At 61.7% G+C, this 25557-nt stretch carries 21 protein-coding genes and 1 tRNA gene; 4 read left to right on the top strand and 18 right to left on the bottom strand.

Annotated features, from left to right (window positions below):
* The 4 genes from BLQ98_RS16490 to BLQ98_RS16475 all read right to left on the bottom strand — a co-directional run.
* Positions 1-257, bottom strand: a 257-nt coding sequence (locus BLQ98_RS16490; RefSeq protein ID WP_208596089.1) for a transposase, incomplete at its 3' end; no start/stop codon positions are given.
* Positions 258-622: 365 nt separating this feature from the next.
* A tRNA-Gln gene (locus tag BLQ98_RS16485) sits at positions 623-697 on the bottom strand.
* 278 nt (positions 698-975) lie between these two features.
* A complete protein-coding gene (locus BLQ98_RS16480) occupies positions 976-1965 on the bottom strand; it encodes an NADPH:quinone reductase (protein ID WP_093734335.1) in 990 nt (329 codons plus the stop codon).
* Between the two features lie 71 nt (positions 1966-2036).
* The gene (locus BLQ98_RS16475) at positions 2037-2543 is read right to left on the bottom strand and encodes an SH3 domain-containing protein (RefSeq protein ID WP_093734334.1); all 507 of its coding nucleotides are present in this window, start codon (positions 2541-2543) and stop codon (positions 2037-2039) included.
* A 126-nt stretch (positions 2544-2669) separates the two neighbouring features.
* Between BLQ98_RS16475 and BLQ98_RS16470 the strand changes: the two genes are divergently transcribed.
* The 4 genes from BLQ98_RS16470 to BLQ98_RS16455 all read left to right on the top strand — a co-directional run bounded on the left by BLQ98_RS16470 (position 2670) and on the right by BLQ98_RS16455 (position 9688).
* On the top strand, positions 2670-3656 hold the full coding sequence (locus BLQ98_RS16470; RefSeq protein ID WP_093734333.1) for a 2-hydroxyacid dehydrogenase: 987 nt from the start codon (positions 2670-2672) through the stop codon (positions 3654-3656).
* Positions 3657-3737: 81 nt separating this feature from the next.
* Positions 3738-5546: a gamma-glutamyltransferase gene (gene ggt, locus BLQ98_RS16465; protein ID WP_093734332.1), complete on the top strand. Its 1809-nt coding sequence runs from the start codon at positions 3738-3740 to the stop codon at positions 5544-5546.
* A gap of 30 nt (positions 5547-5576) precedes the next feature.
* Complete coding sequence (locus tag BLQ98_RS16460) at positions 5577-6989, top strand: FAD-binding oxidoreductase (protein ID WP_093734331.1); 1413 nt, start codon at positions 5577-5579, stop codon at positions 6987-6989.
* Between the two features lie 206 nt (positions 6990-7195).
* The gene (locus BLQ98_RS16455) at positions 7196-9688 is read left to right on the top strand and encodes a GcvT family protein (protein ID WP_093734330.1); all 2493 of its coding nucleotides are present in this window, start codon (positions 7196-7198) and stop codon (positions 9686-9688) included.
* A gap of 9 nt (positions 9689-9697) precedes the next feature.
* On the opposite strand, the gene BLQ98_RS16450 is transcribed toward BLQ98_RS16455, so the two are convergent.
* From BLQ98_RS16450 to xdhA, 14 genes are all read right to left on the bottom strand, one after another.
* Positions 9698-10465, bottom strand: a complete 768-nt coding sequence (locus tag BLQ98_RS16450) for an HNH endonuclease (protein WP_093734329.1) — start codon at positions 10463-10465, stop codon at positions 9698-9700.
* Positions 10466-10555: 90 nt separating this feature from the next.
* Complete coding sequence (locus tag BLQ98_RS16445) at positions 10556-11338, bottom strand: glycoside hydrolase family 25 protein (RefSeq protein WP_093734328.1); 783 nt, start codon at positions 11336-11338, stop codon at positions 10556-10558.
* 4 nt (positions 11339-11342) lie between these two features.
* Positions 11343-11993, bottom strand: a complete 651-nt coding sequence (locus BLQ98_RS16440; protein WP_093734327.1) for a DUF938 domain-containing protein — start codon at positions 11991-11993, stop codon at positions 11343-11345.
* The gene (locus BLQ98_RS16435) at positions 11990-13075 is read right to left on the bottom strand and encodes an NAD(P)/FAD-dependent oxidoreductase (protein WP_093734326.1); all 1086 of its coding nucleotides are present in this window, start codon (positions 13073-13075) and stop codon (positions 11990-11992) included. The genes BLQ98_RS16440 and BLQ98_RS16435 overlap by 4 nt, the downstream gene beginning before the upstream one ends.
* A 105-nt stretch (positions 13076-13180) precedes the next feature.
* On the bottom strand, positions 13181-13795 hold the full coding sequence (locus tag BLQ98_RS16430; protein ID WP_093734325.1) for a glutathione S-transferase family protein: 615 nt from the start codon (positions 13793-13795) through the stop codon (positions 13181-13183).
* 91 nt (positions 13796-13886) lie between these two features.
* Positions 13887-15272 carry a PepSY-associated TM helix domain-containing protein gene (locus BLQ98_RS16425; protein WP_093734324.1) on the bottom strand — a complete coding sequence of 462 codons (1386 nt, stop codon included), beginning with the start codon at positions 15270-15272 and terminating at the stop codon, positions 13887-13889.
* Positions 15273-15340: 68 nt separating this feature from the next.
* A complete protein-coding gene (locus BLQ98_RS16420; protein WP_093734323.1) occupies positions 15341-15706 on the bottom strand; it encodes a hypothetical protein in 366 nt (121 codons plus the stop codon).
* Between the two features lie 134 nt (positions 15707-15840).
* A complete protein-coding gene (locus BLQ98_RS16415; protein ID WP_093734322.1) occupies positions 15841-16914 on the bottom strand; it encodes a BMP family ABC transporter substrate-binding protein in 1074 nt (357 codons plus the stop codon).
* 52 nt (positions 16915-16966) lie between these two features.
* The gene (locus BLQ98_RS16410) at positions 16967-17887 is read right to left on the bottom strand and encodes an ABC transporter permease (protein ID WP_093734321.1); all 921 of its coding nucleotides are present in this window, start codon (positions 17885-17887) and stop codon (positions 16967-16969) included.
* The gene (locus BLQ98_RS16405) at positions 17887-18969 is read right to left on the bottom strand and encodes an ABC transporter permease (RefSeq protein ID WP_093734320.1); all 1083 of its coding nucleotides are present in this window, start codon (positions 18967-18969) and stop codon (positions 17887-17889) included. Before BLQ98_RS16405 ends, BLQ98_RS16410 begins: the two co-directional genes overlap by 1 nt.
* An 87-nt stretch (positions 18970-19056) precedes the next feature.
* The gene (locus BLQ98_RS16400; protein WP_093734319.1) at positions 19057-20577 is read right to left on the bottom strand and encodes an ABC transporter ATP-binding protein; all 1521 of its coding nucleotides are present in this window, start codon (positions 20575-20577) and stop codon (positions 19057-19059) included.
* The gene (gene xdhC / locus BLQ98_RS16395; protein ID WP_093734318.1) at positions 20574-21545 is read right to left on the bottom strand and encodes a xanthine dehydrogenase accessory protein XdhC; all 972 of its coding nucleotides are present in this window, start codon (positions 21543-21545) and stop codon (positions 20574-20576) included. Before xdhC ends, BLQ98_RS16400 begins: the two co-directional genes overlap by 4 nt.
* Positions 21535-23940: a xanthine dehydrogenase molybdopterin binding subunit gene (xdhB, locus tag BLQ98_RS16390; RefSeq protein WP_093734317.1), complete on the bottom strand. Its 2406-nt coding sequence runs from the start codon at positions 23938-23940 to the stop codon at positions 21535-21537. Before xdhB ends, xdhC begins: the two co-directional genes overlap by 11 nt.
* Positions 23937-25355 (bottom strand): xanthine dehydrogenase small subunit, encoded by a 1419-nt coding sequence (xdhA, locus tag BLQ98_RS16385; protein ID WP_093734316.1) that lies wholly within the window; start codon positions 25353-25355, stop codon positions 23937-23939. Before xdhA ends, xdhB begins: the two co-directional genes overlap by 4 nt.
* Between the last annotated feature and the right edge of the window lie 202 nt (positions 25356-25557).

The raw sequence follows: 25557 nt of genomic DNA, 5'->3' as shown, positions 1-25557 counted from the left end.
CCTTGGGTTTGACGCAGAGGCTGCTTGAAAACTAGACCCAGCGTCAGGCACATCTCGATCGCCAAGTCAGAGTAGTGCGGCTGTCCGCCGCGCGTGGTACGGCGCGGCGCCGACCACAAGGAAAGTGCGTCTTCGCTGATCCAGACCGTCAGATCACCACGCCGCCGCAAGCTTTCGTTATACTCGGCCCAGTTTGTTACTCGATGCCTTTGCTTCGGAATTTTGTCACGCCGATCGGCGTTGAACTTGTACGGCATTTACAGCATCCTGAAACGAACAGAACGCACCCAATATCAGCCGACCGGGGGTCCCTGCAACAACGCCCTCCCGTACCAATCGTCATATTTATAAGGCTGGATAGTGATCCGGCTTCTTCCGGACACATCTTTGGTCTTCCGGATTAAAAGCCCTGTTCTGCCAGCATTTCCTTCGCTCTACAGGTAGGGGCCGGCTCGATATTTAGGTTTTCGTCGGTGGTTTCCGCGGACTGAAACGCGCTGCTGCTGGGCATAGCGCGCAAGGCCATGTGTCACACTCTGTGTCACAGCAGTTTGAGACTGTGACACACACGACGTGCCAGACTTGGTTAAGTCTTTGTTAACTCGAGTGTGAGTAAGAAAGTTGGCTGGGATGGTAGGATTCGAACCTACGGTACACTGTACCAAAAACAGTTGCCTTACCACTTGGCTACATCCCAACGTGTGGGCGTAATTAGTCCGGAGTGCGGGGGGGTGCAATACCTTTCTGGAGAAAAAGTGAGGAGAATCTCGGAATTTATTTTTGATCCGCGTTTCGGGCGGCGCAGGCTGTGCCTTATTGGCGGTGTTCAACGGCTTTACGCCGTCGGAGGGAACCTAACGCCTCCTAATATCGCGCTATTGAGACAAAATTTGATCGCGCGGAAAGGGACGAGGGGGCGCACCCCCGCCGTCTCCTCCGCTGCAGGGGCGCGGGGTATGCCGTGCGCTAACGCTGTCAGCCCTCGCAGTCGATCAAAATGGCACCGGCGCGGGCACCGGCCTCAACGGCCTCGTGTGCTTTGATTGTGTCCGATAATGCGAATGTCTGCTCTACCGGACAGTGCAGCGCGCCGTCGGCTAATGCCTGGTGGGTTTTTTCGATTGCCAAGGCACGTTCGGTTTCGGTCAGCAGGTAGACGAGGATGATGTCGATGGTGACCGCCTTGAAGAGCAGGGGCAGGAAAGGGAGTGTCGGCTCCATCACCTTGGCAGACCCGTAGGCCGCGATGCGCCCGTTGGGTTTGATCACTTCGGCATCCAGCGCGATATTTGCGCCGAACTCTACCTCGATGATCTGGTCGACGGGTGCGCCACCGTTGGCATCCAGCACCTGTTGCGCCAGATCGGTCGCACTATAATCTACCACCACATCGGCACCGGCGGACTTTGCGCGTTCGGCCCCGCTTTGCCCGGTGGTGGCGATGACACGTGCGCCGGCCCAAGTGGCGAATTGTACCGCCAGATAGCCGACGGTGCCCGCGCCCCCCTGAATAAGAAGTGTTTGTCCGGCGACATCCCCCCCGTTGAATACCGCATGGGCTGCGGTCAATCCGGGGATGCCAAGGCTGGCCGCTGTTTCAAAGCTCACGTCATCGGGCAGCGGTACCGCCTGCGCCTGTGGCAGGGCGATATGTGTCGCGGCAGTGCCGAAAGGCCGCTGCCATTGTCCGTTCCAGATCCAGACGCGCTGGCCGACGCGGGCGGGGTCCACACCTGCGCCGACTGCTTCGATCACGCCGGCGCCATCGCTGTGCGGGATCACCTGATCGAACGGCGGATGGGTCACGCCGGGGCGGCCGCGCCGGGATTTCACGTCAGAGGGGTTTACCCCCGATACTGACAGCCGGACCAGCACTTCGTTCGCGGCTGGGGCAGGGGTTGGCATTTCGGTCAGGGTCAGCACATCACACGCTTCGCCAAGGGTTGAATAGGTGACTGCTTGCATGGGGGCTCCTGATCGCTGGGTAAGGTGTTGCGTCACCTAAGCCCAAGATCGCGCCATGTGCAATTGCAGGGCTAGTCGCGCAGCTCTTGCGCGCCCACGCCCCACAGCCGCGCCTTAGGGGCCCAGCCCTTAAAGCCGTCGACCCGCAAGTAGCACCATTCAAGGTCGCATGCCCCGAGCCGCGCGATCACGCCCAGTTCAAGTTCTGCCTCGATAGGGGCCTTTGGGTCGGGACGCGCCCGCAATTGCAGGCGGTCCTGTTCGACCAAAACGGTGCGCGTGCCGGATAATAGGGAATAATGGACCCAGCCGCCCATGCCGTCGCGGTCTTCGACGCGGCGCCAGTGGCCGTGCTCTGCCGTGATGCGCAGGGGCAGGTCGCGATGTTTGAACACCCAATCGATCCGGTGCGTCAGCGAAGGACCGCGCCGCACATTCCCCTCGCTGGCTTTCATAGACACAAAGCGGGGCACCGGCAGGTTCGTCACCTGTCCGACCTCCTCCGAATAAACGGGGGCGCTGAACAGGTGAACAGCTGCAAAAGCGCCTAAAAGGACGGAACGTAACTTCGGTATCATGACTGCCTGTCTGGTCTATTGCCGTTGATTTAATGCAGTTTTGCCCTGCGAGGTTCTTGTGCCTCGTCTCTGCTTGGGACACCATGCCATCAAGCACAGTGCAAAGCCATATTTGGGAGGCCCACAATGTCAAAGCAACCGCTAAGTGTTGTAGTCACGCGACGGTTGCCGGAAGTCGTCGAAAAGCGATTGACGGAACTGTTCAATGTGACGTTGCGCGATGATGACACGCCGATGACCCGCTCTGAACTGGGCGAAGCCATGAAAACCGCGGATATTCTAGTGCCCACCGTGACCGACGAAATTGACGCGGCCCTGATCGGGCAGGCGGGGGACCGGCTTAAACTGATCGCGAACTACGGGGCGGGCGTCGATCATATTGACGTGATGACGGCCCGGCAGCGCGGTATCTTGGTCTCGAACACCCCCGGTGTGCTCACCGAAGACACCGCAGACATGACCATGGCCCTGATTCTTGCCGTGACGCGGCGCATGTCCGAAGGGATGGCGCAGATGCAGTCAGGCGACTGGCAGGGCTGGGCCCCGACCGCGTTGCTTGGGGGGCGTGTCAGCGGCCGTCGCTTGGGCATTCTAGGGATGGGGCGTATCGGTCAAGCTGTCGCGCGCCGCGCTGCCGCGTTCGGGATGCAGGTTCATTACCACAACCGCCGCCGCCTGCGCCCCGAGATCGAAGAGAGCCTAGGCGCGACCTATTGGGAAAGCCTTGATCAAATGGTTGCGCGGATGGACGTGATGAGCATCAACTGCCCCCACACCCCAAGCACCTTCCACCTGATGAACGCCCGCCGGCTTAAACTGATGAAGCCGGATGCGGTGATCGTAAACACCTCTCGGGGGGAAGTTATCGACGAAAATGCCCTCACGCGGATGCTGCGCGCCGGGGAGCTGCAAGGGGCTGGGCTGGACGTTTATGAACACGGCACAGCCATCAATCCGCGTCTGCGCGAGCTGACCAATGTCGTGCTCTTGCCGCATATGGGGTCGGCCACGCTAGAGGGCCGCGTCGAGATGGGCGAGAAGGTCATCATCAACATCAAGACCTTCGAAGACGGGCACCGTCCGCCGGATCAGGTCGTACCCTCGATGCTTTAGGCGCGGCGCCGGCACGGTTCAATTTGCGCTGGCGCTAAAAACAAGTAGGTTGACCCCGAGCACCGGAACGGGGAGGGGACCATGCTTGCACATCACATTGTAAAATACATCGGGCGGACCTGCACAGCCATCGCCATAGGCGGTTTTGTAAGCGGGGCCGCTATCGCGCAACAGGCCGCCGATAGCGTCGCCCCCGAAGGTGCCGGTCAAGGCAGCTTTACCGCCATGTCGCCGCAGATCACCGCCGCCTTCGAGGCTAAGGATGCGGGCGAACCCGTCATAGCTCAGAACTGGATGGTCGCCGCCGCCAACCCTCATGCGGTTCAGGCGGGGGCGGATGTGCTGGCACGGGGCGGCACCGCTGCCGATGCGCTGGTCGCCGTCCAAGCGATGCTGGGGCTGGTTGAACCGCAAAGCTCTGGCCTGGGCGGCGGGGCGTTTCTGGTCTGGTATGACGCCGCATCGGGCAAGCTGACCACGCTGGACGGGCGCGAAACCGCGCCGCTGGCGGTCACGCCGCAACTCTTTCAGGACGATCAAGGTGTGCCGCTGGGGTTCTTTGACGCCGTCGTTGGCGGGCGGTCGGTCGGCACGCCGGGCACCCCTGCGTTGATGGCCGCAGCGCATGAGAAATGGGGCAACCAGCCCTGGGCCGAGCTGCTGGCCCCCTCTGTCGCACTGGCCGAGAAGGGCTTTGCCGTGTCCCCACGCCTTGCGGGGCTGGTGGCTGATGACGCCGAACGGCTGGCAACCTCCGCGACAACCGCAGATTACTTCATGCCCAATGGCGTGCCGGTTCAAGCAGGCGATACGCTCAAGAATCCCGATTATGCCCGCACGGTTGCAGCGCTGGCGGAACGCGGGGCCGATGCTTTCTATACCGGCGACATTGCGCGCGACATCGTGGGGGCTGTCCAAGGGGCCACCAACCCCGGTGTGCTGTCAGAGGCCGATCTGTCGATCTATCGGGTCAAGGAACGCGACGCCCTTTGCGCGCCCTATCACGGGCATGAGGTCTGTGGCATGGGGCCGCCGTCCTCTGGTGCGCTGGCCGTTGGGCAAATACTGGGGCTGTTGGAAAACGCGGACCTGAGCGCCGGACCGGCGGACGCAGATGTGCTGCGGCTGATCGGCGATGCCTCGCGGCTCGCCTTTGCGGATCGGGGGCGCTATGTGGCCGATACCGATTATGTGCCGGTGCCGGTGACCGGTATGCTCGACCAATCCTATCTGGCGGAACGCGCCCAGTTGTTGCAGGGCGACGATGCGCTGCCCGAAGTCACCGCGGGCGCGCCCGCTTTTGACCATGCCTTAAACTTTGCCGATGATATCTCTATCGAGCTGCCCTCGACCTCGCATGTGTCGATCGTGGACAGCATGGGCAATGTCGCAAGCATGACCACCACCATCGAAAACGGCTTTGGGAGCCGCCTGATGGTGCGCGGGCTTTTGTTGAACAACGAGCTGACGGATTTCTCTTTCCGGTCGCATACCGATGGCGTGCCGATTACCAATCGGGTCGAGCCGGGAAAACGCCCGCGCTCGTCGATGGCACCGACGATTGTAATGAAAGATGGCGCGCCGGTTTTGGCCGTGGGCAGCCCCGGTGGCAGCCGCATCATCGGCTATGTCGCGGGCGCGATCATCGCGCATCTGGATTGGGGTATGGATGTGCAACAAGCTGCAGCACTGCCCCATGCGATCAACCGTTTCGGCCCCTATGACTTAGAAGAAGGCACCGACGCCGCCGCGATGGCCGATGCGTTGACCGCGCTTGGCTACGAGGTGAACACCCGCGCGCTGACCTCGGGCTTGCATATGATTTCGATTGGCGATGATCTGCGCGGCGGGGCTGACCCGCGCCGCGAAGGCATCGCCCTTGGCGAGTGATCGCCCATTCTGAACCAAAGGAAAGACCACATGGCACAGACCACCGACATGCCCCGCAACGAGACCGGGATCGACACCGCTTTGGGTATCCTCAAGCAGCAATTCGGCGAACGATTCCAGACGGGCGAAGCGATCCGCGAACAGCACGGGCATACGACGACCTGGATCAGAAATCAGGCCCCCGACGCCGTGGTCTTTGCCCGTTCGACCGACGATGTCGCCGCTGTGGTCAAGGTCTGCGCCGCGCATAAGGTGCCGGTCATCGCCTTTGGCACCGGCACCTCGCTTGAGGGGCATGTGAATGCGCCCGCGGGGGGTGTGTCGATTGACGTCACCCAGATGGACGCGGTGGTCGAAGTCAACGCCGGCGATCTGGATTGCCGCGTGCAACCCGGCGTCACCCGCGAGGCGCTGAACACCCATCTGCGGGATCAGGGCCTGTTCTTTCCCATTGATCCCGGGGCCAATGCTTCGCTTGGCGGGATGACGGCGACGCGGGCCTCGGGCACCAATGCGGTGCGCTATGGCACGATGAAGGACAACGTGCTGGCGGTCGAGGCGGTGATGGCCGATGGCACGGTAATCCGCACTGGCGCACGGGCGCGCAAATCATCTGCGGGATACGATCTGACGCGTCTGATGGTGGGCTCTGAAGGGACATTGGGCGTGATCACCGAAATCACGCTGAAGCTGCAAGGCATCCCCGAGGCGATCAGCTCTGCCCGCTGTTCCTTCCCCTCGGTCGAGGCGGCCTGTGAAACGGTGCAAAGCGTGATCCAATACGGGCTGCCCGTCGCGCGGATAGAGCTGCTGGACGCGATGGTCGTGCGCGCGGTGAACGGCTATGCCAAGCTGTCGCTACCCGAAACGCCGATGTTGCTGCTGGAGTTCCACGGCTCTGACGCGGGGGTGGTCGAACAGACTGAGACATTCGCAGCGCTCGCCGATGAAAACGGCGGCACCGATTATCAGGCGACCACCACGATGGAGGAACGCAACAAGCTGTGGCAAGCGCGCCATGATGCCTATTGGGCGATGCTGGCCCTGCGCCCCGGCTGCAAGGCGGTGGCGACCGACGTTTGTGTGCCGATCTCAAGGCTGGCCGAAGCGGTCGGTCGCGCGAACGCCAAAGCGGCGGAGCTGGACCTGATCGCGCCCATCGTCGGCCACGCAGGTGACGGCAATTTCCACGCCTCGCTGCTGCTGGATATGGACGACGCGGATGAAGTCGCCCGCGCCGAAAGTTTTATCAGCTGGCTCAACGAGCTCGCGATCTCGATGGAGGGGACCTGCACGGGTGAGCATGGCATCGGACAGGGCAAACGCCCCTATCTGGTCAAAGAGCTTGGGGCCGCAGTCGATGTCATGGGCGCGATCAAGCAGGCGCTAGACCCCAATAATATTATGAACCCGGGCAAGATTCTACCCGAAGCTGTCGCGTAACAGGTTAGCGCAAAATACTAAATCGGTCCCTGCCTAGGGCAGGGACGCGATGCCTCCGGCGGGGATTTATTTCCATTTGGAAGCGGCGGATGCGCGAGTTTTTCGACGTTGGTCGCATTTGTGCTGTCTTTGGTCGGCTGGGTTCTGCGTTTTGCGCAAGGGCTGCTAAATGTCGCTAGGACCTATTCTGGCGGAGCATCGGATTCATGAAAACTCAAGTCAAAGCACTGGTAGTGGGCGGCGGTGCCGTCGGCACATCGATTGCCTATCATCTGGCCCGCGCCGGATGGGATGATGTGATGCTGCTTGAGCGGGACGAGCTGACCTCTGGCTCTACCTGGCACGCGGCGGGGTTGTTGCCCTATTTCAACATGTCCTTTGCGACGACGCACATTCATGACTATTCGATCAAGTTCTATAAAACGCTTGAGGAAGAAACCGGTCTGAACGCGGGCTTTGCCGTGGTCGGCAACCTGCGCATGGCGCAGACGGACGCGCGCATGGACGAATACATGCTCTATGCCTCCACGGCAGAGACCTGTGGCGTGCCCTACACCTTCATGACGCCGGATGAGATCAAGGCAAAATGGCCGCTGATCAAGACCGACGATCTGAAAGGCGCACTGTATCACGATACCGACGGCTACATTAACCCCGCCGACGTCACCATGGCGATGGCCAAAGGGGCGCGGCAGCGCGGCGTGATGATCGAACGCAGATGGCAGGCCGATGCGTTTCACTGGAACGGGGAAGCTTGGGAAGTCACCGTCACCAAGATGGTCGAGAAGGGCGGCAACCTAGTGCCCTCGGACGAGCAGGTCGTGATCACCGCCGAGCATGTTGTCACCGCCAGCGGCAACCACGCGCAGCGGACGGCTCAGATGCTTGGGATCAAGATGCCCGCCATTCCGGTAGAACATACATTTATCGTGATGGATCAGGATCCGGAGCTGGTCAAATGGCGCGCCGAAGGCAATCCGGAGCATCCGGTTGTGCGCGACGCCGACAATGAATCCTACGCGCGCGAAGAACGCGGCGGCTGGATTCTAGGCATCTACGAGCACGGCGCACCGGCCCGGTTTGAATACGGCGTGCCGGACAGCTTCCGCGCCGATCTGTTCCCGCTGGATCTGGACCGGATTGCGGATCAGTATATGGCGATGGCCGAACGTGTGCCATCCTGCGCCGACTCCGGTTTGAAGGACGATTTCAACGGGCCAATCTGCTATACGCCCGACGGCAACCCGCTGGTTGGTCCGGCGCCCGGTCTGCGCAATATGTGGCTGGCCGAAGGGTTTTCCTTTGGGATCACAGCGGCAGGGGGCACGGGATACTACCTTGCGCAGATGATGGTCGACGGCGAGGCCGAGATCGACATGGCGTCACTGGACCCCAAACGCTATGGCGACTGGATGACCACCGAATATGCCGCGCGCAAGAACGAAGAAGCGTATGAGCACGTCTATATCCTCCACCATCCCGACGAAGAACGCCCTGCGTGTCGCCCCTTGCGGACCTCGCCCGCCTATGACCGTCAGGCTGCCCGTGGTGCGCAGTTTGGCCATGTGAACGGCTGGGAACGTCCGAACTACTTTGCACCCATGGGCTTTGACGATCACGCCAGCCGGTCGTTCCGGCGCGGTGCGTGGTGGGAGCATGTGGTAGAGGAAGCCAAGGCGATCCGCGAAGGTGTGGGGCTGATTGATGCCACCGCCTTTACCAAGCATCTGGTCAAGGGGCCGGGGGCGACGGAATTCCTGAGCTGGTTCACGTGTAACAAACTGCCGTCCGTCGGGCGGATCAACCTGACCTATGCGCTGACCATCAACGGTACCACGCGCACCGAATATACCATTGTGCGGCTGGCGCAGGATGAATACTACCTCGTGTCTGCCGGTGCCTGGACCGCCTATGACAGCGATTTCCTGCGCAAGGCCATCGCCGATAAAGCGCCCGAGTTCGGCTATATCGAATGCCATGATGTGACCACGCAATGGGGTGTTTTTGCCATTGCCGGTCCGAAATCGCGCGATGTCTTGAAAGAGATCATCAAGGACGCTGATCCCGAAACGGTGCTCAGCAACAAGCGGTTCCCTTGGCTGACCATGCGCAACATAGAGCTTGGGATGGTGCCCGTGCGTGCCATCCGCGTCGCCTATACCGGAGAGTTGGGCTGGGAGCTGCACCACCCGATCGAGATGCAGAACCACCTGTTCGATCTGCTTGAGAAAGCCGGCGAGAAGCACGGGATGAAACTGGTCGGCGCACGGGCGCAGAACTGGCTGCGGCAGGAGAAATCATACCGCGCCTTCGGGAATGAACTGGGTCGCGACGCCACCCCGCTTGAGGCCGACCTGCCGCGCTTTGTCGACTTGTCGAAAGAGTTCCACGGCAAGGAGGCGATGCAGGCACATGGCATTCGCAGCAAATGTGTGACGATCCTGATTGACGGGCCAGAAGATGCCGATCCATGGGGTCGCGAAGTGTTATACCACGGGGACACACGTGTGGGTCGTCTGACCTCGGGCGGGTATTCGGTGGCTTTCGGTAGATCCATTGGCATGGGCTATGTCAAACCCGAGATCGCCGTGGTCGGGACCAAGCTAAAGATCAAGATGTTCGACCAGCTGTGGGACGCCGAGATCGTCGAGGACAGTCCTTATGATCCCAAGAACGCGACGATCCGCGTGGATGGGTAAAGCCTGACCTTAACCGAGCGGCGGCCTGTTCTGCCGCTCGGCCATGCGCTGTCGATGATGTTGTAGATACGCAGGGTCGGGCAGGAACCGCTCGGGCAGTTGCAGGCTTTCCGATACCCCGGCAGTTAGTTTGCGTTTGGCTTCATCAGGCATGTCATCGGCGATGAGCATGCGGTAGTCGTCGTCAAAACTGATCAGATGCCGGTCAAAGGCGCGATCATGCAGGGCGTTCAGACAGATACCGTTTTCAGGGTAAAACCGCTGCGCCTTGTCCTCCTGCCACCCGACAATATGGCTTGCGGTCAGAAGACGCGCGTCATCGATCCCTGTCAGCGCGCAGCGTGACCGGTAGTTGTTCAGGATCATTTCGCGGAAGAAGCTTTGACCGCGGCGCTGCACCACCGCACGTCGGGTGACCTCTGATTGCTTGGCGATCCAGTCTGCTTGCCGTTGTTCCGAAAAACCGGCCATCTGGGGCTTTGGCGGCTCAAGCTGTGCTTCATAGGCGGCAAATACAAAGGAGGGATCCTGCCGATATCGCGCCCACATCTGCCTGTCCATCGCTGACAGATTGGCGAGCCCCTTTTGCGGCAGCGTTTCGTCCAATGCGGCGAGGTTGGAGAGTTTCATCGCCACAGACGACGGCGTGCGCCCGATGCGTTCGGCCATGTGGATAATTTGCGGTGTGCCAGAGTGGAACTTGCCAAAGGGCAGCCGCAGATACAGCGACAAAGCCTCTGTTACCTCGTCTTCGGTCCAGTTTCGACGCGTCGCCATGTGCCTGCCATTTCCGCTTGAGAAATCGTGCCAGCTTCACTTTATAATTGCAACGTCCAAGGTGGCACCCTGATAGATTGCTTTCGCGTCTTACCGCACCTGACGCCGCGAAAGCCAGTTTTCCCAGCTGGCGGGGCTGCCGGCGTAGACGTTGATATCGATATCGCCCTGCGCTCCGGTCACGCGGCCTGTGCTGGTATATTGCCAGAAGGTCCAGCGTTCATTCGGGTATTTCTCGGACGGGTGCGCGGCGGTGGAGCGGAGCCAGAATTCCACATCGCGCAGACGCCCCATGTCGTTCTGGGCATAAAACTCGGGCGTGGTGTAGACGACGGGCTGCTGGCCATAGTGGGCGCGCAGGATGCTCAGGAAGGTTTGCGCGTTGCGGCGTACGGTATCGGCGGGCGGGCGCAGTGTGCAGGTGGGCGAAAACGGGTTCCACTCCAGATCCAGCACGGGGGGCAGCATGCCGGCGGTTTTGGGCACATTTTCAATAAACCAGCGGGCCTGTTTTTCGGGTGTCGTGCAGAAATAGTAGAAGTGATAGGCCCCGCGTGCCACGCCAGCACGGCCTGCGCCGTCCCAGTGGTTCTGGAACATTGGGTCCAGCAAATCACCACCTTCGGTTGCTTTGATAAAGGCAAAGTTCACCCCCGAAACCCGTGCTTCGCCCCAGTTCAGCGGGTCTTGAAAACGGGCCACGTCGATGCCGTGCACCGCATAGCGGTCGGGGCTTTGGCCGGGCCAGTCAAACGGCTTGCGGTCACCGAAATTGGCTGCCGTCACGTCCCCCAAGGGCACAGAGATCTGCGGCGCGCCACAAGCAGAGAGGGCAAAAGAGCAGAGTAAGGCAAGAACGCGAAGTCGGGGCATAGGGTCACGGCTTTCGTGCGATAAAGGCCAGATTGTTGGCGGGCATCTCGACAAGGTCGATGGGGCTCAGCGCAGCATCGCTGAGCCAACGCGTGATGTCGACCGTATCTTTGTAGCCAATGGCAGGGTCGGCGGAACGCAGCTCGGCGTCGAACCTCAGGTCTCCCTCCGAGGTGAGGATGCCATCGCGGACAAACGGGCCATAGAAGATCAGCGCGCCGCCGGGGGCGAGGGCCAGGGCGGCTTCGGTGATGACACGCTGGGCCGCGTCCGTCGGGATCAGGTGCAAAAGGTTGGCAAAAAAGATCAGGTCTTGCGCTGGCAGAGTTTCGTTCCAGCTCGTCGCCGTGGCGTCGAGCGGTGCTGCGGGGGCGACATTCGGCAAGGCCGCCTTGGTGATATAGGCGTCTATACTGGCGCGGCGGTCGGGTGCGGGTTCAGTCGGTTGCCAGTGCAGATCGGGCAGGGCACGGGCAAAGGCGGCGATATGCTGGCCTGTGCCGCTGGCGATCTCGAGCGCACGCCCTTTTTGCGGCGCGTGTTCGCGCAGCAGATCGCACAGGGCGTCTTTGTTCCGGTCGGCCGCGGGCGCGTGCAGCATCGCGCCACTGGCGGGGATCGCCACGCTGGCGGAGGGGGGAAGCTTGCCGGTCATGGGCGTAGCCTGTCGGGGCGCAGTGCCGCGACCACTGTGTCGGGCAGGGAGGGGGTGTTGCCAAGGGTCAGGTCGGCCACCAATTGCGAGGCAGCAGCGCTGGTCTGGAAGCCGTATCCGCCTTGTCCCGCGCTCCAGATAAAATCGGGGTCCGCGGGATCGGGGCCAAGCACCAACGTGCGGTCAGGGGCAAAACTGCGCAGCCCCGCCCATGTCGCGATGGGTTTGGTGAGCGGCACGGCGACCATATTCTGATACCGCTCCAGCCCTTCGGCCAGCACCATGTCGTCGGCCCACGCATCATGGGGGTCTGTCGGGTCCTCTTCGGCGGGCGAGATCAGCAGCGCGCCCGCGTCGGGCTTGGCATACCATGTTTCGCCCACGCCAAAGAACATCGGCCAGCGCGACAGGTCGTACCCACCCGGTGCCGCGATCCGCGCCATCGACCGGCGAAAAGGCGTGATCCCCAGCGGTGCGACGCCTGCCAGAATGGCGATCTGGTCGGCCCACGCTCCGGCGGCATTCACCAGTTTCTTCGCGTGGTGGGTTTGTGCGCCTGCGGTGACCTCCCACATGTCGCCGATGCGGGCGATCGCGGTCACGGGGTGCCCCGTGTCGATCTGCCCACCGTTGCGGCGCAGCTCCTTGGCGAAATCCTGCAGCAGCCGGTCAGTATCAATATCATCGGCGTCGGCGTGATAGCCCGCAAAAGCGATCCGTTCCGCAGCGAGAATCGGGACAAGACGCAGTGCGTCGTCGGGGGAGATCTGTTCAACGCCCATATGCGCAAGATCGCTATAAAACGCCTCTTCCTCATGACGATCCGCGATGATCATCAGTCCGCGCGGGGACAGGTAGCCGCCGTCGCGCAGATAGCCGATGGTGGCCTTGTTCAGCGCTTGCACGGAAGGGGCACCGTAGTTCTCTTCGATCAGCGCGGCCGACCGGCCAGAGGCGTGATAGCCAAGCGCTTTTTCCCCTTCGATCACCGTGACTTGGGCGTCACCGGACAGGCGCGCCGCCGCCGAAATGCCTGCGATGCCACCGCCGATGACAAGGATATCGGATGTGTGCTGTTTCATATGCGGCCCCTGTCCGTTGCAATGGTTTCCGCTTGGGGCTGTCTCAGCAGCCCCAAGCAGTTCGCATATGGGTGACACGGGCCGGTGGGACGTGCAACCGCGCGGTTAGGTGTCGGTCTTGCCGCGCGCGGTGGCGCGACCGTAGGCGGGGCGCGCGTGGATCATTTCGACAAATCCCGCCAGCGCCGGATAATCCTTGGCGCGTCCCTGCTGCATCGCGATCTCTGCCGGAAAGCTGAGCATAATGTCGGCAGCCGACAGCGTATCCTGCACAAAGTGGCCTGACGCCCGCACGCGGCTGTTCATGTAGCTATAGTGGTTGTCCAGTTCAGACGTGATGCGCGGATGCAGTGGTGCACCGGCGTCGCCTAAACGGCTGACATAGAGGTTCAGCAGGATCGGCGTCATGGCAGAGCCTTCTGCGAAATGCATCAGTTCTAGGTGCTGCAGATAGGCGGGGCTGTCGCGATCCGGTATCATCTCGGGGGCGAAACGGGTGCAGAGCACTTCGGTGATTGCGGCACTCTCGGCAATCAGCGTGCCGTCAATCTCGACCATGGGGGATTTGCCCAACGGGTGCACGCGCTTGAGCTCGGGCGGGGCGAGATTGGTCTTGGTATCGCGGCTATAGGGAATGACATCATAGGGCGCGCCGATTTCTTCGAGCAGCCACAAAATGCGATGAGAGCGGGACCGGTTCAGGTGGTGGATTTTAATCATAACGCTGATGATAGCGTGTTGCCGCCGGATGAATAGTGGGGATGCATCCCCCGCGCCGTCTTTGACGGGTGGCGCGGGGGTGCTTTTCAGATCATGTCAGGCGGTGGCGCAGCGCGGGCAGGCGCGACAGGATCAGCACGTCGACCGCCAGCACGCTCAGCAGCACGGCCCCCGCCATGGGAAAGGCCATCGAGACGAACAGCCCGACAAGCACGGCACCTTGCCACAGCGGCAGCTCTGACGGCATGGGCGGGGCGGACAGACGGCCAGCGGCGGTAGGGCGACGCTTCCACCAAAGCACCAGCGCGCTGACGCAGAGGAACAGGACCGACAGGCAGACCAGCGTATTGGCCAGTACGCTCAGCAGACCCAAGGTGCCCATGTGCAGCGCAATCCCGACCGCCATCGCCTTGCCTGCAAGCGAATAGTCGGCATAACGCACATCGGCGAGGATATTGCCGCTGTGCTGGTCGATGTGCACGGTGCGATCCGACATCGGGTCGGAACTGTCAGAGTTCATGGAATCGCGGCTCAGCGTCCAGACACCGGTATCGCCCTGCGGCAGGTTCATCTGATAACGCGCGTCAAAGCCGATCTCGCGCGCCAGTGCGTCGATGCTGTCGATCGTGACGGCCCCTGCAACGCCCGCAGCCCCTGTGTCGCTGCCAGAAGCAGGCATCGGCGTCTGTTCCAGCGCCCAAGGCACCTCGCGGCGGTGGTGGTTCATGCTGGCGTGGATGTCGTCCGATAGGGGCACGGCATCCCACTTTTCGGCGGGGAACTGGCTCCAGGCTTGCACCATCTTGCCGCCCCAGATGCCCGCCCAAGACAAGCCCGAGATCAGGAAGAGCACCAGAAACGCAGACACCCAGATGCCCACGACACCGTGCAGCGATTTCCACGTGGCGCGACCTTTGGTGAAACGCGGCACCAGCGTTGCGCGCCAGCCTGCACCTCGGGGCCACCACATATAAAGCCCGGTTGCAATCAGCACCAAGGCGATCGAAGCCGCGGCTTCGATCATGCGATCACCGGTCACCCCCAGCATCAGATCACTGTGGATGCCATCCGCGAAATCATACCAGCCGGACCGACGCGGAAAGCTCTCGATCACCTTGGCTGTATAGGGATCAACTGCAACCATGACCGCATCACCATCGTGGTCCACGCGGAACAGCGCCGCCAGATCGAGCGCGCGCGGTGCCACATACTGAACCAGCGTGCCGCCGGGCACGGCCTCGACTGCGGCTTGCGACTGCTGGGATACCGACAGGACAGTTTCTTGCACGGTCACGGGGGTATATTCACCGTCGCGCCCGTCGATCCACGCGATCCACAACATCGCCATGCCGGTGACGGCGAGGATCGACAGGAAGGGCAGCACGAACAATCCGGCATAGAAATGCCAGCGCCACGCCGCGAAATAGAGTTTGTTCACGCGCCCTTGGGGCTGCGCGGTGGGGGTAGGGGTGGTCATATGAGGGCTCCAAGCCTAATGGCCTGCATCATCGGCAGGCGGAAAGAATGAACAGATGGGATAGATGTTCAGACTTGGGGCGGTGCGCGGGTCAGCCGGCTGGGGTCAGGCTTGCGTGTGTGCAGCAGCCGTTTCGCCACAAAGCGCAGGGTTTGCGTTTTCTCAAGCACGGGAACGGGCAGGCCGGTGACCGCTTCGGGCAGCGCCATGGCACCGATCAGACGGCAGGTCTTGCAATCGGCCATATTGCCTGAGTGCGGGCTATCACCAGTGCCGCAGAGGTCCGCCAGCGCGCCCCCATTGGCAACATAGGCTTGCAGCTCGGGCGACAAGTCTACTGGCGCGAAACGATGCGCAAACCCCGATGTCGCAAGCGACAGCAGCACCAGAATGGTGGCAAGCAGCTGACAAGGAAAGGCGGGCAGAAAACGCATGTGCTTTCTGTAGGCCGCTCGATCAAGACGCGCCAGACGCTTTTTGTCGCAAGACAGCGGGTAACGTGATGACCTCGAAATAAAAAAGGCCCCGCGGATGCGAGGCCTTTGTATTGTTTATCGGGACGTCCGGCTTAGTTCGGAATGTCGCCTTTGATGCCTTCGACATAGAAGTTCATGCCCGCCAGCGTGCCGTCATCGGCTGTTTCGCCGTCGGCCAGGAAATCCGAACCGTCCTGCTTTTTCAGCGGACCGGTGAACGGGTGGTAGGACCCGTCCGCGATCGACGCTTTCAGCGCCAGCGCTTCCTCTTTCACATCAGCAGGTACGGCGTCCGTAATCTCGCCGATACCAACCATGCCGGCACCGATGCCGTCCCATGTGTCTGTGCTTTCCCATGTGCCATCCATGACCGCTTTGGTGCGGGCGATGTAATAGGGGGCCCAGTCGTCAATGATCGACGAGACGCGCGGCTTGGGCGCGTATTGCGCCATGTCGGACGCCTGACCAAAGGTGATCACGTCGCCTGCTTCTTGTGCCGCCGCCTGAGGTGCTGTGGAATCGGTGTGCTGCAAGACAACATCCGCACCCTGTTCGATCAGAACCTTGGCGGCGTCTGCTTCTTTCGCAGGGTCAAACCATGTGTAGGCCCAGACGATCTTGAACTCGACATCGGGGTTCACCTTCTTGGCGTGGATATAGGCCGAGTTGATGCCACGGATCACTTCGGGGATCGGGAAGGACCCGATATAGCCGATGATGTTCGATTTGGTCATCTTGCCCGCGATGTGACCCTGAATGGCGCGACCTTCGTAGAAACGCGCGGAATAGGTCGACACGTTGTCGGCACGCTTGTAGCCGGTGGCGTGTTCGAATTTCACATCCGGGAATTTGGCCGCGATGTTGATGGTCGGGTCCATATAACCAAACGAGGTGGTAAAGATCAGGTCCGCACCGTCCAATGCCATCTGCGTCATCACACGCTCGGAATCGGGGCCCTCGGCCACGCTCTCGACAAACACGGTTTCGACCGCGTCGCCGAATTCCTTTTCGACAGCCAAACGACCTTGGTTGTGTTCATAGGTCCAGCCGCCATCGCCGACGGGGCCAACAAAGACAAAGCCGACCTTGGTCTTGTCCTGGGCATAGGCCCCGCCTGCAAGCCCAAGCGCCAAAGCCGCGCTGGCCATAAGTGTGGTGAATTTCATAACGTAGTCCCCTGAGTAACGCGCCTTTTTGCCGGCGCTTGAAGATATGCCCCTAGTTTGAGGCGTGAAAAATGCGGCCCAGCGATGCCGGAGCAGCGCTTTTATCCGCAGAAAGGATCACCAGTACAAGGATGGTGATGATGTAGGGTGACATTGCCAGATACTCTACGGGAATAGCAACGCCGGCACCCTGCAGATTTAGTTGAAGCTGGGTGATGCCGCCAAAAAGATAGGCACCCAGCAACAGCCGCCATGGCTTCCAGCTGGCAAAAACCACAAGCGCAAGCGCAATCCAGCCCACACCTGCGGTCATGCCTTCGGTCCATTGGGGCACACGGATCAGGCTGATATAGGCGCCGCCCAATCCGGCACAGGCCCCGCCAAACATGATCGCCAGTGTTCGTATCCGCACGACTTTATAGCCAAGGGCGTGGGCCGCCTCGTGGCTTTCACCTACGGCGCGCAGGATCAGCCCCATGCGGGTGAATTTCAACACGGCCCAGACCGCGACGACCAGCGCAAAGCCAAGGTACAAGATGATATCATGGGAAAAGAAAATCGGTCCGATGACGGGGATGTCATGCAGGGGCCCGAAATTCACATCCGGCAGCCGCGGCGGTTTTACCCCGACATAGCTTTGCCCCAGCAAAGCCGAAAACCCCAGCCCGAACAGCGTCAGCGCCAAGCCCGACGCGACCTGATTGGCCAATGTGATCTGCGTCAAGAAGGCGAACAGCAGGCTCAACAACGCCCCGCCCACGGCCGCGGCGGCAAAACCCAGCAGCGGCGATCCGGTTTCAACGGCAGTGGCAAAGCCGCAGATTGCACCGATGATCATCATCCCTTCGACGCCAAGGTTCAGCACGCCGGATTTCTCGACCACCAGCTCGCCCAAAGCGGCAAAGATCAGCGGCGTCGCCGCCACCAGAAAGCCGGCGACAAAGAGGATCGGATTGATTGCAGACAGATCCATTACGCGACCTCCGTCCGGCCAAGACGCAGCCGGTAATGGGTGAAAAGATCAAAGGCGAGCAGGAAGAACAGCAACATCCCCTGAAATACCTGAATGGCGGCGGCGGGCAGGCCCAACTGGCTTTGTGCGATATCACCGCCGATATAGGTCAGCGCCATCAGGCCACCGGCCAGCAGGATGCCCACCGGATGCAGCCGCCCCAGAAAGGCGACGATGATCGCGGTAAACCCGTAGCCGACGTTGAAATCGATGGTGATCTGCCCTGCGGGGCCTGCGACCTCGAACATGCCTGCCAGACCGGCCAGCAGCCCCGACATGCCCATGCAAAACAACACCAGCCGTGTCGGGTTCACACCCGAAAACCGTGCCGCACGGGGTGCTTCGCCCGTGACGCGGATGGCAAAGCCCAAACGGTGCCGCGCCAGCAACACATAGGCAAAGATCACCGCGATCAAGGCCGCGACCACACCCCAATGCATGCCCGATCCGGCAAACAGCTCGCCATTATGGGCGGATGCATACTGCTGAAGGTTGCGGCTGCCCGGAAAGCCAAAGCCTTCGGGGTTTTTCAGCAACCCAAGGCTGGCCGACGCAAGGAACTGCTCTGCGACATAGACCAGCATCAACGACACTAGGATTTCATTCGTGCCGAATTTCACCTTCAGCACGGCAGGGATCATGGCCCAGACCCATCCGCCAAGCGCCCCGGCGAGCACCATGATCGGAAAGATAAACACGCTTTCTGCCGGATAGAACGCCAGACCCGCCCCGGCCCCACAAAGGGCACCCATGATATACTGGCCCTCGGCTCCGATGTTCCAGATTCCGGCCTTGAATCCCAGCGACAGCCCGATGGCGATCAGCACCAATGGCGCGCCTTTGACCAGCAGTTGCGGGCGGTAATAAAACGCGAAATCGCCAAACAGAGGTTCCCAAAAGATCGTCATGATCGACGCTAGCGGGTCTTTTCCCAGCACTGCGAACAGCGCGCCGCCAAAAACCATCGTGGCAATCACCGCCAGAACCGGCGTGGCATAGGAAAACGCCCGGCTGGCCTGAGGCCGTTTCTCAAGCCGCATCATGCCACACACCATTTCTTGTCAAATATTTCATTTTGCAGGGAAAACTCCACGGGGGTGTGGGGGTGTGAAACCCCCGCAAGCGACGCGTCAAACATGCGCCACCTCCATCCCATTGGCCCCGCCCATCATCAATCCGATCTCGTCCACAGTCAGCCCCTGCACCGGACGTGGTTCTGACAGGCGGCCCTCGTTCAACGCGGCAAAGCGGTCCGATATCTCCATCAGCTCGTCCAGATCCTGACTAATCACAATCATCGCAGTGCCGTTTTCAGCCAGATCCAGTAGCGCCTGCCGGATCGACGCCGCGGCAGAGGCATCCACGCCCCATGTCGGCTGATTGACGACCAGCACCTGCGGCCGTTGCAACACCTCGCGGCCGATGACGAATTTTTGCAGGTTCCCGCCGGACAGCGACCGCGCGGCATTGCCGGGGCCGGGTGTGCGGACGTCGAAATCGGCGATAATGCGTTCGGCAAACCGTTTGGCGGCGGGCCAGTTCAACATCCCGCGGCGTTCCAGCTTTTCGCGTACGGCACCGGTCAGCATTGCGTTCTCGGTCAGGGACATATCTGGGGCGGCGGCATGGCCCAGACGTTCTTCGGGCGCGGTCAGAATGCCCAAGTGGCGGCGCGCGGTGGGGCCAAGTTGGCCCACGTCCTGACCCTCGAACCCGACCATGCCAGCGGCGGTCAGCAACTCGCCCGACAGCGCCGACAGCAGTTCATCTTGCCCATTGCCCGCGACACCGCCGATGCCCAAAATCTCGCCTGCGCGGACTTGCACGGTAATATCACGCAGCGGCATGCCAAAGGAACTCGGCGAGGCCGCAGACAGCCCCCTTAGGTCCAATTTCACCGCGCCGGGTGTCTTGCCCGCCCGCGTCGGCGTCTTGAGCGTGCTGCCCACCATCATTTCTGCCATGTCCCGCGCTGTCGTTTCCGACGGGGTGCAATGGCCCACGACTTTGCCCAAGCGCAGGATCGTCGCGCTGTCGCACAGGCTGCGGATCTCTTCAAGCTTGTGGGAGATATACAAGATCGCGGTGCCTTCGGCGCTGAGCTTGCGCAGGGTTTTGAACAGGATTTCAACCTCTTGTGGTGTCAGAACGCTGGTGGGTTCATCCATGATCAACAGCTTGGGGTCTTGCAGCAGACATCGAATAATCTCGACCCGTTGGCGTTCGCCTGCGGATAGGTCGCCAACGATCCGGTCGGGGGCCAGCGGCAGGCCGTAGGCCTCTGACACGTCGCGGATTTGCTTGCTGAGGGCGCGCAGCCTGGGCGCGTTCTCCATCCCGAGGGCGATGTTTTCTGCCACGCTCAGCGCGTCAAATAGGGAAAAATGCTGGAACACCATGCCCACGCCCGCGGCGCGGGCGGCACGGGGTTCTTGCGGGGCAAAGCTGGTGCCGTGCATCTGCATCGTGCCGCTGTCGGGTTTGACCAACCCATAGATCATCTTGACCAGCGTCGACTTGCCGGCACCGTTTTCCCCCAGCAGCGCATGAACTTCGCCCGGCGCAATGCGCAATGACACGTCATCATTGGCGACAACACCGGGGTAGGCTTTGGTCAGCCCGGAAAGCGCTAGAAGGGGCGTGTCGGTCATGCGCAGCGTTCCTTTTGTGTCAAACTTGGCTGTTTATTCGTGCGGGCAGGGCCAAATTGCAAGAGTTGCGTGGCTACTCCGAGGGCAATCGCTTGAGGATGCTTGCCAAATTGCCGCGCGCCGATGGGACAGGTGATGCGGGCGATCTGTTCGGGCGCATGACCAAGGGCGGCCAAACGGCTGCGGAACCGCGCCCATTTTGTGTCCGATCCGATCAACCCGCCAAAGGCAAAATCGCGTTGCAGTAGGCGGTGGCACAGGTCCAGATCGTCATCATGGGCCGGTGTCATGATGAAATGCGCAGCGTCATCTTCGGCGCCGTGCAGTGCTGCACCCCAAGGGCCATCCACGCCGGTGACGCCTTCGGGCAAGGTATCCAGATAACCGGGGCGCGGGTCGGCCAGTGTGACGCGGAACTGCGGCAAGGGGGCCAGAATGCGCGCCAGCGCGCTGCCGACATGGCCCGCACCGTGGATGACCACCTGACGCGACGGCTGCCACAACGGCTCTGCCAACCAGCCGCCGTGCAGGGTAATGGCCAGCGGTGTCGCGCTGCCACTGGCACGGTCAATTTTGGCGCGAAAGCTGTCGGCAAGGGGCGGGGCGGCGGGATCAATCGCGCGCAGATAGATGTCGGGGTAGGTGTCGGGCAGGGCGTCCAGCGTGACGGCATCGAAAACCTCGATCACCACTGTCACCGCCCCGCCACAACATTGGTTCATTGCGGGACCAAGGGCCGCGCGGGTCAGTTTGCTGCGGGGGCCACCCGCCAGCATCATGGCGGCATCGCGCATCGATTGTAGCTCAAGCTGGCCGCCGCCGATGGTGCCCGACGCACCGCCCGCCCAGACCAACATCGACGTGCCCGCCGGACGCGGGGCAGACCCTTTGACCTGCACCACAACGATGCGCGCCACCGTGCCATGCGCGGCGACGGCCTGCGACAGGGCTGCACGGTCAAAGGGCATTGCGGGCCTTCCCGATGGCGGTCAGCACTGCCTCGGCTGTGGCGGGTGTTTGCAGGTCGCCGAACCCGTCCCCACAGGCGCTCACCGCATCCGACAGCGCCATGAAGGCCGAGATCCCCAGCATCAAAGGCGGCTCCCCCACCGCTTTTGACCGATAGACCGTTTGCGCGGGGTTGGGTGCGTCCCAAAGCGCCACGTTGAACACATCGGGCCGGTCAGAGATGGCGGGGATCTTATAGGTCGAGGGCGCGTGGGTTTTCAGCGTGCCTTTGGCGTCCCAGACCAGTTCCTCGGTCGTGAGCCAGCCCGCACCCTGCACATAGCCGCCTTCGATCTGGCCGATGTCCAGCGCGGGGTTCAGCGATGCGCCCGCGTCATGCAGGATGTCGGCGCGCAGAATACGGTTTTCGCCGGTCAACGTGTCGATCACCACTTCGGTGACTGCGGCGCCGTAAGCAAAATAGAAGAACGGGCGGCCACGGCCCTTGATGCGGTCCCATTCGATTTCGGGCGTCTTATAGAAGCCGGTAGACGACAGCGACACGCGGTTTTCGTAAGCAGAGGCGGCGGCTTGGGCAAAGCTGATCACCTCTTCCCCGATATGAACCTGCCCGTCGGCAAAGCGTATCTGGTCAGCGGTGGTCTGATAACGCTCGGCCAGATGGTCGGCGATGCGGTCGCGGACTGTGTCGCAGGCCGCTTGCACCGCCATGCCGTTCAGGTCCGTCCCCGAAGACGCCGCCGTGGCCGAGGTATTGGGCACCTTGCCCGTATCCGTCGCCGTGATCTTGACCGCCGACAGGTCAACGCCAAAGCGGTTGGCGGCGACCTGCGCGACCTTCTGGAAGAGGCCCTGACCCATTTCCGTGCCGCCGTGGTTCAGGTGGATCGACCCGTCTTGATAGACATGCACCAACGCCCCCGCCTGATTAAGGTGGGTGAGGGTGAAAGAAATGCCGAACTTGACCGGCGTCAGCGCGATGCCGCGTTTCAGGATCGGCTGCGTCGCGTTCCAGTCGGCAATGGCGGCGCGGCGGGCGGCGTAGTCTGATGTCTGGGCCAGCCGGTCGGTTAGCGCGTTGATAATGCAGTCTTGCACGGGTTGGTGGTAGGGCGTGGTTTGCATATCCGTGGGCTGAGGTGGCGTGCCGCCTTGCGGTGCAGGCGGTGCCCCGCGAGAAGCAAGGTCAGCCTCGGTATCATCGGGCACAGCGCGGTCGTCATGGACCTTTCCGGTCGCGTCAGGCTGCATCACATCAGCATAGAAATTCGCCCGCCGCACAGCCAGCGGATCAAGGCAGAGTGATTGTGCGATATGGTCCATCACCCGTTCGATCCCCACGATCCCTTGAGGCCCGCCAAAGCCGCGAAATGCTGTGGCGCTTTGGGTGTTGGTGCGCAACCGGTGCGAGGTGATGCGGATGTTATCGAGGTGATAGGCGTTATCCGCATGCAGCATGGCACGGTCGGCGACGGGCAGGGACAGGTCCATCGCCCAGCCACAGCGGGTGTAATGGGTGAAATCCAGCGCCTTGATCCGGCCATCGGCGTCGAAGCCAACGGTATAGTCGATGCGGAAATCATGGCGTTTGCCTGTCACGATCATATCGTCGTCACGGTCATAGCGCATCTTGCAGGGGCGTCCTGTGCGCGCGGCTGCGACGGCGCAGGCCACGGCGAGCGCGTTGCCCTGACTTTCCTTGCCGCCAAAACCCCCGCCCATGCGCCGGGTCTCTACCCGTACGGCATGCATCGGGGTGCCAAGCGCCTCTGCCACCTTATGCTGAATCTCGGTCGGGTGCTGGGTCGAGGAATGGACGACCATATCGCCATTATCTTGCGGCAGGGCGAGGGCGGCCTGACCTTCGAGGTAGAAATGCTCTTGTCCGCCGATATTGATCGTCCCGCTCAGGCTTTGGGGGGCGGTGGTCAACGCGGCTGCGGCGTCGCCTTTTTGGTAGATGCGGGGGCCGTCTTCGAAGCGGGACTCGGCGGCCAGCGCCTTTTCAATGGAAAGGATCGAGGCGGTTGGGGTGATGTCCACCGCCCCAAGCCGAGCCGCGTGGCGTGCCGCAAGGTGGGTCGTCGCGACAACCATGAACACAGGCTGGCCCGCGTAATGTACCGCGTTGGTGGCCAGCAACGGTTCGTCATGGTTGGACGGCGATACGTCATTGTCAAACGGCAAATCTGCCGCCGTCAGTACCGCCACCACACCGGGGGCGGCAGCGACATCGCGCAGGTCCATGCCGTTGAGCGTGCCGGCGGCCACCGTGCTCAGGCCAAAGGCGATGTGCAGCGTTGTGGCCGGTGTCGGGATGTCATCGACATACCGGGCAGCCCCCGTAACATGGAGCTTGGCGGCGTCATGGGGTAGGGATTTAGCAACGCTCATGCTGTCACCTCGTGCAGGTTCGTGGGCAAACCGTTCAGGTCATGCAAATAGCGCAACAGCAGGTTCTGGGCGGTCAGCAAGCGGTACTGCGCCGAGGCGCGCATGTCGGTCATCGGCTGATAATCCAGCGCCAAGGCATCCATGGCGCGGCGGATCGTGGCCTCGTCAAAGGATTGATTGACCAGCAGCGCTTCGGTTTGTGTCGCCCGTTTCGGCGTGCCCGCCATACCGCCAAAGGCGATGCGCGCGTCTGTGATCAGGTCGCCCTCTCGGGTAATGTTGATACAGCCGCACAGCGCCGAGATGTCCTGATCGAAACGTTTGCTGATCTTGTAGCAGCGCAGGGTGTCATCTTTGGCAGTTGGCAGCTTTGGTACGGTGATCGCCTCAACAAATTCGCCGTGGGCGCGGTCCTGTTTGCCGTAGTCGATAAAGAAGTCCTCAAGCGGTAGGCTCCGGCGGGTGTCGCCGTGACGCAGGTGCAATGTTGCCCCCATCGCGATGAGCGCCGGAGGGCCGTCCCCGATGGGCGAGCCATTGGCGATATTGCCCCCGATGGTGGCCGCGTTGCGCACTTGCGCCGAGCCATACCGCCGCAGCATCGCGCCTAGGCTGGGGTGGAGCGGTGTGAAATGCGCCTCGAGCGCTGAAATGGTGGTAGCCGCGCCAATACGCCAGTGATCGCCGCCATCGGTGATGCCGCGCAGGTCGGGGATCTGGTTGAGAAACACCACCGGCCCCAGATCGCGGAATTGTTTGGTGACCCAAAGCCCCACATCCGTCGCCCCTGCGATCAAGGTCGTGTCGGGGTGATCGGCGTACCAGCGGGCGAGTTCATCTGTGGTCGTGGGGTGCGAGGTCGCTGGGGGCTGTCCGCCCCCGTCCGGCTGCGCCGGCCCCCCCGAGAATTTAGGGCCATTTGGAAGTTTGAGGTTTTTCAAGTGCGCGGGCACGGGGGCGGTTTCTGCGGCTTGAGCGGCGCGGATGATCGGCGCGTAGCCGGTGCAACGGCACAGGTTGCCAGCAAGTTGCGTGTCGTGGTCAGTGGCCCCGTTCAAATGGTCGGTGGCCATGGTGACGGCAAAGCCCGGTGTGCAAAAGCCGCATTGGCTGCCGTGATAGTCGATCATGGTTTGCTGCACCGGATGCAGGCTGCCATCAGGTGCCGCGAGCCCTTCGACGGTTGTGACGGCTTTGCCATTGATCTGGGGCAGGAACAGGATGCAGCCGTTCAGGGCGCGGTGGCCCTGGTCGTCGCTGATCATGACGGAACACGCGCCGCAATCGCCTTCGTTGCAGCCTTCCTTGGTGCCGGTCAGATGTCGGGTTTCGCGTAGCCAATCCAGCAGCGTCGTGGTGGGAGAGACGCCGGTCAGTGACACGACTTCCCCGTTGAGGAGAAAAGTGATGTCCATAAGGTTCGTTCCGCCGCGGTACCTTAGCCCGTGATCTGCGCGACGTTCGATGCGACGTAGAACGCGGCGCGGGCAAATGTTCAGCGAGGCTAGGCGGGGGCGAGGGGGCTTGGCAAGAGATTTTGTAGGATAAGGACTTGGTCGTGCGCGGTATTGCCGGAAAACGACGCGCGTGACACCGGTGGGTCTGGTGACTGCGGGT

Origin of the sequence: Sulfitobacter litoralis (genome assembly GCF_900103185.1) — a bacterium.
Classification (GTDB): Bacteria; Pseudomonadota; Alphaproteobacteria; order Rhodobacterales; family Rhodobacteraceae; genus Sulfitobacter; species Sulfitobacter litoralis.
This window is presented reverse-complemented; position numbering and strand designations above follow the sequence as displayed.